The following is a 12,949-nucleotide window of genomic DNA, read 5'->3' on the forward strand; positions in this document are numbered from 1 at the left end:
GGAAGTGTCAGGAAAAGTCCAGCGCCGGCGCCGAAAAGAAAGCTCAGTGGCCTTTGCTTTAAGTTTAGTTCAGACTTTAATGTAATCATCGCCCCCAAAATTTACGGCGGGGATTCCGTCCCTGTCTCGGTCATATCGATAAAGGTCTTCAGGGAACACTTATGCGTACAGACACAGGCCAGGTCATTAACCTGGCAGACTACCGGCCCACCGATTTCGTCCTTGAGCGCGTGGACCTGACCTTCGAACTCGACCCGACGGAGACCAAGGTCGAGTCGCGGCTGATCTTCCACCGGCGCGAAGGTGCAGATCCGAAGGCGCCGCTGATCCTTGACGGCGACGAACTTTCCCTCTCCGGCCTGCTGTTCGACCAGATCGAGATGCCCGCGGCGCAATATTCTGCGACGCCGGATGCTCTCACGGTTCGCGATCTCCCGGCCACCGAGCCTTTCGAACTGACGATCACCACGATCATCAATCCTTCCGAAAATACCCAGCTGATGGGCCTCTACCGCACCGGCGGTATCTACTGCACGCAGTGCGAGGCCGAAGGCTTCCGCCGCATCACCTATTTCCCGGATCGTCCCGACGTTCTGGCGCCCTACACGGTCAACATCATTGCCGAGAAGGCCGCCAACCCGTTGCTGCTGTCAAACGGCAACTTCCTGGGCGGCGCCGGTTATGGCGAAGGCAAGCATTTTGCCGCCTGGTTCGATCCGCATCCGAAGCCGAGCTATCTCTTCGCGCTGGTTGCCGGCGACCTCGGCATCATCGAAGACACGTTCACGACGAAAAGCGGCCGCGACGTCGCGCTGAAGATCTATGTCGAGCATGGCAAGGAGCCGCGCGCGGCCTACGCCATGGATGCGCTGAAGCGCTCGATGAAGTGGGACGAAGAGGTCTTCGGCCGCGAATATGATCTCGATATCTTCATGATCGTCGCCGTCTCCGACTTCAACATGGGTGCCATGGAGAACAAGGGCCTCAACGTCTTCAACGACAAATACGTCCTTGCCGACCCCGAGACCGCGACCGATGCCGACTACGCCAATATCGAGGCGATCATCGCGCATGAGTATTTTCACAACTGGACCGGCAACCGCATCACCTGCCGCGACTGGTTCCAGCTCTGCCTGAAGGAAGGCCTGACGGTCTATCGCGACCACGAATTCTCCTCGGATCAGCGCTCCCGCCCGGTCAAACGCATCGCCGAAGTGCGCCACCTGAAGTCCGAGCAGTTCCCGGAAGACGGCGGCCCCCTGGCGCACCCCGTTCGCCCGACGAAGTACCGCGAAATCAACAACTTCTACACGACGACCGTCTATGAGAAGGGCAGCGAAGTCACGCGCATGATCGCGACGCTGCTCGGCAAGAAGCTCTTCAAGAAGGGCATGGACACCTATTTCAAGCGCCATGACGGCGAAGCGGTGACGATCGAGGACTTCGTCAAGTGCTTCGAGGACGCCAGTGGCCGCGATCTCGCGCAGTTCTCGCTCTGGTACCATCAGGCCGGCACGCCGCTCGTCACGGCCTCGGGCACCTATGACGCCAAGGCCAAGACCTTCACGCTGCAGCTCGAACAAGTCGTTCCTGCAACGCCCGGCCAGGCCGACAAGAAGCCGATGCATATCCCGCTCAGCCTGGCGCTGTTTGCCGAAAGCGGCAAGGCGATCAAGCCGAAGTCGGTCGAAGGCGCCGAATATGCCAACGAGGTGCTGCACCTGACCGGCAAGACGCAGACCGCCGTCTTCCATGGCATCGCCTCGCGCCCGGTCGTGTCGATCAACCGCAGCTTCTCGGCGCCGATCAACCTGCATTTCGATCAGGCCCCGGCCGATCTCGCACTGCTCGCCCGCCACGAGACCGATCATTTCGCCCGCTGGCAGGCGCTGACCGATCTGGCCTTGCCAAACCTCCTCAAAGCCGCCCGCGACGCCCGTGACGGCAAGGCGGTGGCCTGCGAACAGACCTTTGTCGACGCCCTGCTCGCAGCCGCCTCCGACGAAACGCTGGAGCCCGCCTTCCGCGCCCAGGCGCTGGCGCTTCCGAGCGAAGCCGATATCGCCCGCGAGCTCGGCGGCAACAACGATCCCGACGCAATCCATGCCGGCCGTCAGGCGGTGATGAAGCAGATCGCCGAACAGGGTGCCGCGATCTTTGCAAACCTCTTCGAGACTATGACGACATCGGGCGCCTTCAGCCCGGATGCAGCGAGTGCCGGACGGCGCGCGCTGCGCAATGCCGCCCTCACCTATCTCTCCTACGCAGAGAACACGCCGGTTCGTGCCAAGGCCGCCTTCGACGCCGCCAACAACATGACCGAGCAGTTGCACGCCCTGACACTCCTGGCACACCGTTTCCCTGACAGCGCCGAGGCCGTCAGCGCTCTGTCGGCCTTCCGCGACCGCTTTGAAGAGAATGCCCTCGTCGTCGACAAGTGGTTCTCGGTCCAGGCGACGATCCCGGGTGCGGCGACACTCGACCGCGTCAAGAAACTGATGGACAGCCCGCTCTTCAAGAGTACGAACCCGAACCGGGTCCGGTCGCTGATCGGCACCTTCGCCTTCACCAATCCGACCGGCTTCGGCCGTGCCGATGGCGAGGGCTATCGCTTCCTCGCTGGCGAGATCCTCGATATCGACCAGCGCAATCCGCAGCTGGCTGCCCGCATCCTCACATCGATGCGCTCCTGGCGCTCACTGGAGCCGGCGCGGGCCGATTTCGCCCGTTCGGCTCTGATGGAGATAGAACGCGCGCCTGGCCTTTCGAGCGACGTGGGCGATATCGTCGAGCGGACGCTCAAGGGGTGATTTGCGAAGGCGAGGTCCGGCAGCTTGTGCCCGGACCTCGCGAGACTCACCAAAAAATCAGCACTTATAAATAGTTAACAGATTTTTACCTTTGCCTCTGGACACGGCGAATCAGGAATGATTCATTGAGTCAGGTTCGAGCGAGCGGCGCATCGAATCACACGAGGGATCAAGGTTATCACGATGATGAACGTGCGGCGGGCAACTGCGGCCCAAGGACGGCTGCGTGTCGATTTGGGTTCGCTCCGGGCATGGCCGCAGGCCACCCGAAGCCCTCGTCCGGTCGCGCGCCAGGCCGGCGCACCACGTCTTCCACAGGTCGAAACCATCTTGAAGCGTGCCATCCCGGCGCTGATCGTCGCCTTTTTGTCCGTTGTCGCCGCCTCGCACATCTTCGGGATGATGTCGGAATATTCGCGGATGGGCGCCGCCGCCCGTCATGCGACATCGCTTTCGGCGGCCGCGGCCGCAGCCGTCTTTTCCGACGCTGGTGACCTGTTCGACGCAGGCAATGGCGCCGAAGCGCAGGCGCGGCTTTCCAAGTTTCTTCCCCAGGACAGGCTCGACAGCGGCTCCTTCATCCTGCTAGTTCAGTCGAGCGGCAAGGTCTTTGCAGCCTCCGCAGCGGGCGTTTCGTATGTCGGTTCCGACGTCGGCGACTTCTTCCCCGAAGTATCGGCGATCCGCCGCTTCGGCGATCGCGCTGGTGTCATCGAAACGACGATCAGCGGCGATCCCCACTATGCCGAGATCAGCCTCGTCGGCTCGTCCGGCGGCTATATCATCGCTGCCACCTCGCTGGATCAGATCGGCAAGCTCTGGCGCGAGGAGCTGACGCTCAACGTCACATTGTTTGCCGGTATATCCTCGATCCTGCTCGTCATCCTCTATGCCTATTACATGCAGGTGAAGCGGGCCCGCGATGCCGACGATATCTTCGTCGAATCCAACCAGCGCGTCGAAACCGCGCTGTCCCGCGGCCGTTGCGGCCTCTGGGATTTCGATTTCGAGAACCGCGAATTCTTCTGGTCGCGGTCGATGTACGACATGCTCGGCCTGCCCGGCTCCGACAAGACGATGTCCTTCAACGAGGCCGCCCGCCTGATGCACCCCGAGGACGGCGGCCTGCACGAGATCGCCCGTTCGATTGCCAAGGGCACGTCCGGCCAGGTCGACCAGATCTTCCGCATGCGCCATGCCGCCGGTCACTATGTCTGGATGCGCGCCCGCGCCCAGATGATCCGCAGCAATTCCGGCCGCATGCACATGATCGGCATCGCCATGGACGTCACCGAGCAGCACCGCCTCGCCCAGCGCTATGCCGAAGCCGACCAGCGCCTCGCAGACGCCATCGAGTGCACCTCGGAAGCCTTCGTGCTCTGGGACAAGAACGACCGTCTGGTGATGTGCAACGCCCATTTCCAGCAGGCCTATGGCCTTCCCGACAGCGTGCTCGTTCCGGGCACCGAGCGCAGCGTCGTCAACGCCGCCGCCGCCCGTCCGGTGATCGAGCGCCGCATGGTCGATCCGCATGGCGCCGGCCACTCGCGCACCGCCGAAGTCCAGCTTGCCGACGAGCGTTGGTTGCAGATCAACGAGCGCCGCACCCGCGACGGCGGCATGGTCTCCGTCGGCACCGACATCACGCTTCTGAAGCGCAACCAGGAACGCCTGCGCGACTCCGAGCGCCGCCACGTCGCGACGATCGGCGACCTCAAGTCCTACCGCGCCACGCTCGAAGACCAGAAGGCCGCGCTCTCTGTCGCCAACGCCAACTATCTCGCCGAAAAGGAACGCGCCGAGGCCGCTAACAAGGCCAAGTCGGAATTCCTCGCCAACATGTCGCATGAGCTGCGCACGCCGCTGAACGCCATCCTCGGCTTCTCCGAAATCCTGCAGGACCAGATGTTCGGCCCGCTCGGCTCGCTGAAATACGACGAATATGCCCGCGATATCCATGACAGCGGCAAGCACCTGCTGAATGTCATCAACGACATCCTCGACATGTCGAAGATCGAAGCCGGCCACATGAAGCTGCATCGTGAGACGATCGATCTCGCGCCTCTCATCGAGGAAAGCCTGCGCTTCACGGCCATCCCGGCCGCCGAAAAGAACATCGTCATCGAGCAGCGTCTCTGCGATGGCATGACGCTGACGGCCGACCGCCGCGCCATGAAGCAGATCATGCTCAACCTGCTCTCCAACGCCGTGAAGTTCACCAACGACGGCGGCCGTATCGCACTGCGCACCCGCCGCGATGCCAAGGGTGTTGTTATCACCATCGCCGATACCGGCATCGGCATTCCGCGCAAGGCGCTGTCGAAGATCGGCCAACCCTTCGAGCAGGTGCAGAGCCAGTATGCGAAGAGCAAGGGCGGCTCGGGCCTCGGCCTGGCGATCTCCCGCTCGCTGGCGGCGCTGCATGGCGGCAACATGCGCATCCGATCGCGCGAAGGCCGCGGTACCGCCATCACCTTCCGTATTCCCGATGTGATCCGCTAGGCCTTCAGGACCGCCTGAAAGATCTTGCGCACCGCCTTCGACAGCCGCTTCACTTCGCTTTCCAGCGTTTTGATATCGGGGCAGTCGCCGGCCCGGCAGACGAGCTCGACGAGCCCCGATGGGGCTTCCTTCGGATCGAACAGCCCGTCGATGCAGAGACGGATCAGCTGCGAAAGCTCGGTATAGAGGTTGAATGCCTCGAGGCAGGTATCGAGATCGGCAGGCGTCATCAGCCTACCGCCAAGCGCCTTCAGCGCCTCGCCCGTATTCAGCCCGTTGACCTTCACAGCATCGCCCTTTGTGGGTGCAATCAGTGCCAGATATTGCGCGATGAACTCGATATCAATGACGCCGCCCGGGATGAGCTTCAGATCCCAGCCGTTCTCCGGCGCCTTCTCCTTGTCGATCAGGTCACGCATCTCGCCGACATCGCGCGCGACCTTGGCCGTATCGCGCTTCTGCGACAGCACATCGGAAATGATCCGCTCGGCAGCTTCCGTTAAGCTCGCATCGCCGCAGATCAGCCGCGCCCGGCTGAGCGCCATGTGCTCCCAGGTCCAGGCTTCCTCGCGCTGGTATTTCTCGAAGGAATTGATCCGCGTCGCCACCGGCCCCTTGTTGCCGGAGGGGCGAAGCCGCATGTCGACCTCGTAGAGAATGCCTTCTGCCGTCGGTGCAGAAAAGGCGGCGATCAGGCGCTGGGTGATGCGGGTAAAATAGCGCACCGCATCGAGCGGCTTCTCGCCGTCGGACTCGCCAGCCGTGTCGTCATAGTCGTAGAGCAGGATCAGGTCGATATCGGAGCCTGCGGTCAGCTCGAAACTGCCGAGCTTGCCCATGCCGGCAACGGCCACCTTGCCGCCCGGGAAACGCCCATGCGCCGCCTCGACCTCTTTGACAACGCCGTCGAGCGCTGCCTCGATGATCAGGTCGGCGAGATGGGTAAAGGCCCGCGCCGCCATCGCGCCATTGATGGCGCCCGTCAACAGCCGGATACCGATCAGGAACCGCTGTTCGGCTGCGAAGATGCGCAGCCGGTCGAGCAGTTCTTCATAATAGCGAGCCTGGACCAGAGACGCCTTCAGGCGCTCGCCGAGATACTCGCGCGTCGGCAGCTCCGCCATCAGACCGGGATCGAGCATGCCGTCGAAAACATGCGGCTTGGCGGCGATCACTTCGGCAAGCTTCGGCGCCGAGGACATGATGTTGACGATCAGCGAAAGCAGCGCCGGATTGCTGCCGAGCAGCGAGAAAAGCTGGATGCCTGAAGGCAGACCCGAAATGAAGCTGTCGAATCGCAGCAGCGCCTCGTCCGCCCTCTTGCTCTCGCCGAAGACCCGCAGGAGCTGCGGCGTCAATTCCGTCAGCCGCTCGCGCGCCTCGACCGATTGCGTCGCCCTGTAGCGGCCATAGTGCCAGGTCCGGATGATGCGTGAAATATCCGACGGGCGCTGGAAGCCCATCTTCTTCAGCGTCTCCAGCGTATCCGGATCGTCGTTCTGGCCGGTGAAGACAAGATTGCCGGTGTCGGTCGAAAGCTTGTTTTCCTGTTCGAACAGCCGCGCATAGCGCCGCTCGACGGTCCTGAGCTTATCGACCAGCTTTTCCGAAAAACTCGACGTGTCGCTGAAGCCCATCATGAAGGCGATGCGTTTCAGGTCGGCTTCGGTCTCCGGTAGCAGATGCGTCTGCTCGTCGCGCACCATCTGGATGCGGTGCTCGACATCACGCAGGAACCAGTAAGCATCCGTGAGCTCGTCGCGGGTCTCCGCATCGATCCACTTTGCCTTGGTCAGTTCGGCCAGCGTCTCCTCGGTGCCGCGGCTGCGCAGCACCGGCATGCGCCCGCCGGCGATCAGCTGCTGCGTCTGCGCAAAGAACTCGATCTCGCGGATACCGCCACGCCCCAGCTTGACGTTGTGCCCTTTGACGGCAATCGCCCCGTGGCCCTTGTGCGCGTGGATCTGCCGCTTGATCGAATGAATGTCGGCAATCGCCGCATAGTCGAGATATTTGCGGAAGACGAATGGCACCAGGCCGCGCAGAAAATCCTCGCCAGCCGCAAGGTCTCCGGCGACGGGCTTGGCCTTGATGAAAGCCGCCCGCTCCCAGTTCTGCCCCCTGCCCTCGTAATAGATCATCGCCGCATCGAAGGAGATCGCCAGCGGCGTCGATCCCGGATCCGGCCGGAGCCTCAGATCGGTGCGGAACACATAGCCATCGGCGGTGCGCTCCTGAAGAATGCGCACCAGCCGCCGCATCAGCCGCGGAAAGATCTCGATCGCATCGTCAGGATCGGGAACGATCCCCGCCTGCTCGTCGAAGAACACGACAAGGTCGATATCGGAGGAATAGTTGAGTTCGGAGGCGCCGAGCTTGCCCATGCCGAGCACGATCAGGCCCGAGCCTTCGCTCGGCTTGCCGGTATCCTTGATCACAAGCTTGCCGCTCTCATGCGCCGACATCAGCAGATGATCTATCGCCGCAGCAACCGATGCTTCGGCCAGAGCACTCAGCCACGCCGTCGTCTGGCGGCCGTCGAATATCCGCGCGAGATCGGCCAGCGCCACCAGGAAGGCCACCTTGCGCTTGATCCGCCGCAGGCGGGTCATCACCACGGATTCCGCCGGAAACACACCCTCCTCCGCCTGCCAGCTGTCGCGCGCCTCTTTGATCAGCGCCTCGATCTGCGGCTCCAGCGGCGCTGAGATTGCCGCAGCCAGGATGTCGTTGTCGATATTGGCGGCGTCCCGGAGATAGGGCGACAGCGTGAAGGCGGCGGCGATGAAATCGCAGAGCGGACCACCGGCCTTCAGCATCGCGGCGACAGCCGGCTGCTCGCGGCCGATCTCGGCTAGATCGGTCATCGCCAGCTTCAGTTCGGACTGGTTGAGCGGCTTCAGCGCTGCGCCTGCAGCGTCCTTCAGCAGATGTGTCGATTTCTTCAGCATCCCACCTCCCGGCAGCGCCACGCCGGAATCGCGTTTTGCCGTATGCCCTTAACCTAGGGCCACATGCGTCAGGAGCCAATACGTTTAACGGCGCATAGTCTGAGGAGGTTTTGGCTCAGGCAGGCTTTGCCGGGAAGCTCATCGTCACGGTCAGGCCGCGGCCCTCTTCCTTGCCGGGATTGGTGTCGGAGAGCTCCAGCGTCCCGCCATGCAGCTCCATCACCGCCTCGACAAGCGAAAGCCCGAGCCCTGTCCCGGGCTTCGACCGGCTTTCGTCGAGCCGCACGAAACGCTTGATAACGGCTTCACGCTTGTCGGCGGGAACGCCGACGCCGTGGTCGGCGACCGAAAGGCAGATCGCATCGGCCCGGCGCGCCAGCTTGATAACAATCTGGCCATGGCCGTCGCAATCGACTGAATATTTGATCGCGTTGTCGATGAGATTGAACAGCGCCTGGCCGATCAGCTCGCGATTGCCCTGCACGGAAATGCCGGGCTCGACCTCGGAGGTCAGCGTCAACCCCGCCTCATCGGCAACAGGCTCGTAGAGTTCGGCACAATCAGCGACGATCGCCGAAATCTCGATCGTCGACATTTCCGCAGCCGCCGATCCTGCCTCGACGCGGGAAATCATCAGCAGCGCATTGAAGGTGCGGATCAGCTGGTCGGATTCGGAGATGATGCCCTCAAGCGCACCGCGTCGCTGTTCCGCGTCATCGGTATCCAGCGCGTCGGCCGCCTTGTTGCGCAGCCGTGTCAGCGGCGTCTTCAAGTCGTGAGCGATGTTGTCGGAAACCTGCCGCAGCCCCTCGTTCAGCTTCTCGATGCGTTCCAGCATGGTATTCAGCGACACCGAAAGACGATCGAATTCGTCGCCCGAGCCACCGACCGGCAGACGTTGAGAGAGATCGCCCGCCATGATCTTCTTGCTGGCGCCCGACATCCTGTCGATGCGCTTCAAGGCATTGCGGCCAATGCCGAACCAGATGATCAGCGCGCCCAGGCCCATGATCGCCAGCGCCACCATAAGGGCTTGCCGCACCAGCACACGGAACCGCTCCGGCTCGCCGAGGTCGCGGCCAACGAGAATACGCAGCCCATTGTCGAGCACGAAGAGATTGGCGATCGCCATATGGCGGCGGTCGAGGCCGCTTTCGGCATAGCGCTGATAAAAGAACGGCACCGAGGTCCAGCCCGTCTCCTCGAAGACGCCAGGCTGCACCGAGGCGACGTTACCCGCCAGGATATCGCCCGAGGGGCCGGCGATGATGTAGAGATTGGCGCCCGGCTGGCGCGAGCGGCGCTCCATCGAGCGCAGCAGCGCATTGATGCCGCCGGTGTCGTAAGCGCGCTTGACCTGATCGACCTCCTGCTGCACCGCCTCGCGGATCTGGCCCGTCAGCAGACGCTGCGACATCGCCGTCACATAGATGACGAGCGTCGCGGCGCAGATGGCGAAGAGCAGGATGTAAAGAGCCGAAAGGCGGACTGCGGTAGAGCGGAAGAGAAACCAGAAACGGTTCATCCTTCGTCCTTGATCATGTAACCCGCCCCGCGGATCGTCTTCAGCAGCGGCTGGCTGAAATCCTTCTCGATCTTCGAGCGCAGTCGCGAGACATGCACGTCGATGACATTGGTCTGCGGATCGAAATGGTAATCCCAGACGTTTTCGAGAAGCATCGTGCGGGTCACGACCTGACCGGCATTCTTCATCAGATATTCGAGCAGACGGAATTCGCGCGGCTGCAACGGGATTTCCTTGCCGCCACGGCGCACTTCGTGGGAGAGCCGGTCGAGTTCCAGATCGCCAACGCGGTAGACAACATCCTGCTCCGGCGTGCCCTTGCGGCGGCCGAGAACCTCGACGCGGGCAAGCAGCTCGCTGAAGGCATAGGGCTTCGGCAGATAGTCGTCGCCGCCGGCGCGCAAACCGGTGACGCGATCGTCGACCTGGCCGAGAGCGGAGAGAATGAGAACCGGGGTGTGGATCGCCTTGCGGCGCAGCTCGCTGATGACGGAAAGCCCGTCGCGGCGCGGCAGCATGCGGTCGATGACGATGACGTCGTAGGTATTTTCCGAGCCCATGAATAGGCCGCTCTCGCCGTCGCTCGCATGATCGACGACGATCCCCGCCTCGCGAAAGGCTTTCGTCAGGTAAACCGCAGCTTCGAGGTCATCCTCGATAATCAGAATCTTCATGCGGCTGACATTACCTGCCGGTTTCGTTTCGGCAAGGCTCAATACGTCTTCCTGTTGCGCTTGGGTCATCGCGGCCACCTAGGGATGGAGTGGAAGGGAGCCGCGCGGGCTGGTGCGCGGCTCCCGTCTCGGGCGCATCATGGGGATGCGCCGGTCAAGGCTGTGGGGGATCAGCCTTGGCTATTGATCGGAAGGGCGACGAAGCGGCTGCCGTCCTTCGACTGGATCTGGAAGAGCGCCCGGGTGCGGCCGTCCTTCTTTGCCTGGTTCAGAACCTTGACGACGTCATCAGCCGAGGTGATGTCCTGGTTGTTCACCGAGGTGATCTTCTCGCCTGCCTTGATGCCCTTGTCGGCAGCGTCGGAGTTCGGGTCAATATTGGTGATCTGCAGGCCCTTGCCGTCATCGGCCGGGCCAACCGTCAGGCCGAGATCGGCAAGCGCCTTCTCGGACGCCGGTGCCTGCGGCTGATCGCTGTCGTCGGTCGAAGCGTCCTTCTGGTCGGCCGGCAGCGTGCCAAGCTCGACGGTCAGAGACTGTGCCTTGCCATCGCGCCAGATCGATACTTCGACCTTCTTGCCCGGCTGCATCGCGCCGATGCGGCGGCTGAGATCGCGGGCATCCTTGACCGTTTCGCCATTGACGGCGGTGACGACATCGCCAGCCTTCATGCCGGCCTTCTGGCCAGGCGTTCCATCCTGAGCGGAAACGACGAGCGCACCGTTGGCTTCGGAAAGGCCGAGCGAGTCGGCGATATCCTTGGTCACCGGCTGGATCTGCACGCCGAGATAGCCGCGCGAAACCGTACCGTCCTTCATCAGGTCGGCAACGACGTCCTTGGCGGTCGAGGCCGGAATGGCGAAGGCAATGCCGACGCTGCCGCCCGACGGGGAGAAGATCGCGGTGTTGATGCCGACGACCTGACCGTTGAGGTTGAAGGTCGGGCCACCGGAGTTGCCGCGGTTCACGGCAGCGTCCACCTGAAGATAGTCGTCATAGGGACCGGAGCCGATGTCGCGGCCGCGGGCCGAAACGATACCGGCGGTCACTGTGCCGCCGAGGCCGAACGGATTGCCGACAGCGACGACCCAGTCGCCGACGCGGACATTGTTGTCATCGGCCCAGTTGACGTAGGTGAACTTCTTGCCCTTGCCGTCGACCTTCAGCACGGCGAGGTCGGTGCGCGGGTCCTTGCCGATCAGCTTAGCATCAAGCTCGGTGCCGTCGTTCATGACAGCAACAAAAGCCGAGCCGTCGGAAACGACGTGGTTGTTGGTAACGATATAGCCGTCTTCGGAGATGAAGAAGCCGGAGCCCTGAGCGACAGGACGCAGGCGGCCGGGACCAACAGGGCCACCCGGGCCCGGACCACGCTCACCGAAGTGGCGCGGCGGACGCTGCTGGCCATCCTGGCCCTCGCCGCCATTCGGACCCTGTTCGCCAAACTGCTTGAAGAAGCGCTTCAGCGGATGATCATCAGGCAGGTCGTCGAAACCGCGGCCATTGAAGTCAAAGGAAAAACCGTTGCCGTCGTCGGACGCCGGCTTGATGCGGGATTCGACGCGGACGGAAACGACGGCCGGCGAAACGGCGTCGACGACATTGGCAAAGCTCGGCACGGCCGGCGCCTGAACGTTGACGGCTTCGGCATAGGAACGGGTGATCTCAAGCGGCACGCCGGTGGCTAGCACGGCAGCGGCGAGACCTGCGACGGTTGAGGCCTTCAGCGCAGTGGCAAGGGAGGGAGTCTTGAACATTATAGGCACCTTCTCTTCATCATTTAGTCGGTCCGGCCCCCGGTCGGGATCGGCTGATGGATGAAGATATAGGATGCGGGACCTTACTGCGAACTGTCCGGCCAATGAAAAATTTGTAATGTCGGGATTGTGACCAGCCGCGACTTTTTGTCCAAGGCCCGCCGGATATGGCCTCGCAGCTGCCCCTAAGCTACTTGCTCAGTAACTCGTCAAGCTTCGCCTGCTCGTCATCCGTCAGCCGGCTTCCCGTCGGCTTGCCCACCCTGCGGCGCGCAAAAACCAGCATCGAGATGCCGCCCGCCAGGATCAGCACCACAGGCGCACCCCATAGCAACACGGTGCGGATACTGAACCGCGGCTTCAGCAGCACGAATTCGCCGTAGCGCGAGACTATATAATCAAGCACCTGCTCGTCGCTGTCGCCATCCTTGATGCGCTCGCGCACCAGAAGCCTGAGATCCTTGGCAAGCTCGGCATTGGAATCGTCGATCGACTGGTTCTGGCAAACCATGCACCGCAATTCCGCCGACAGCGTCCGCGCGCGCGTTTCCATCGCGGGATCGGCCAGTACTTCGTCGGGGTTCACGGCGAAGGCGGGGAGCGTTGCGAAGATCAGAAAGAGAATTGTCAGCAGGTAGGCTGCCGATCTCGACAGCAAAGAGGAGCGCCAAACCTCTCCTCCCCTCATTCCTGTGCTCGTCACAGGTATCCAGCAACCGCGCGTCTGCGC

General features: G+C 62.6%; 7 protein-coding genes. 2 read left to right on the forward strand and 5 right to left on the reverse strand.

The genetic code is table 11. The features are described 5' to 3' along the window. Positions 1-161: 161 nt before the first annotated feature. Positions 162-2,810, forward strand: coding sequence for an aminopeptidase N (gene pepN / locus AB4Z25_RS19895; RefSeq protein ID WP_442208841.1), 2,649 nt, complete (start codon positions 162-164; stop codon positions 2,808-2,810). Positions 2,811-2,993: 183 nt separating this feature from the next. Then, entirely contained in the window at positions 2,994-5,312 is a 2,319-nt protein-coding gene (locus AB4Z25_RS19900; protein ID WP_112540568.1) for a sensor histidine kinase, read from the forward strand. Here the strand turns inward: AB4Z25_RS19900 and AB4Z25_RS19905 are convergent. The 5 genes from AB4Z25_RS19905 to AB4Z25_RS19925 all read right to left on the reverse strand — a co-directional run bounded on the left by AB4Z25_RS19905 (position 5,309) and on the right by AB4Z25_RS19925 (position 12,907). Continuing rightward, the gene (locus tag AB4Z25_RS19905) at positions 5,309-8,263 is read right to left on the reverse strand and encodes a bifunctional [glutamine synthetase] adenylyltransferase/[glutamine synthetase]-adenylyl-L-tyrosine phosphorylase (protein WP_112540567.1); all 2,955 of its coding nucleotides are present in this window, start codon (positions 8,261-8,263) and stop codon (positions 5,309-5,311) included. The genes AB4Z25_RS19900 and AB4Z25_RS19905 overlap by 4 nt on opposite strands. A 115-nt stretch (positions 8,264-8,378) precedes the next feature. After that, positions 8,379-9,788, reverse strand: coding sequence for a sensor histidine kinase (locus tag AB4Z25_RS19910; protein ID WP_112540566.1), 1,410 nt, complete (start codon positions 9,786-9,788; stop codon positions 8,379-8,381). Beyond that, the gene (locus tag AB4Z25_RS19915) at positions 9,785-10,531 is read right to left on the reverse strand and encodes a response regulator transcription factor (protein WP_112390729.1); all 747 of its coding nucleotides are present in this window, start codon (positions 10,529-10,531) and stop codon (positions 9,785-9,787) included. The genes AB4Z25_RS19910 and AB4Z25_RS19915 overlap by 4 nt, the downstream gene beginning before the upstream one ends. Before the next feature lie 101 nt (positions 10,532-10,632). Further along, positions 10,633-12,219, reverse strand: coding sequence for a Do family serine endopeptidase (locus AB4Z25_RS19920; protein ID WP_442208842.1), 1,587 nt, complete (start codon positions 12,217-12,219; stop codon positions 10,633-10,635). A gap of 190 nt (positions 12,220-12,409) precedes the next feature. Beyond that, complete coding sequence (locus AB4Z25_RS19925; RefSeq protein WP_112540564.1) at positions 12,410-12,907, reverse strand: cytochrome c-type biogenesis protein; 498 nt, start codon at positions 12,905-12,907, stop codon at positions 12,410-12,412. Between the last annotated feature and the right edge of the window lie 42 nt (positions 12,908-12,949).

Source organism: Rhizobium sp. RAF36, from assembly GCF_052114105.1.
GTDB lineage: Bacteria > Pseudomonadota > Alphaproteobacteria > Rhizobiales > Rhizobiaceae > Rhizobium.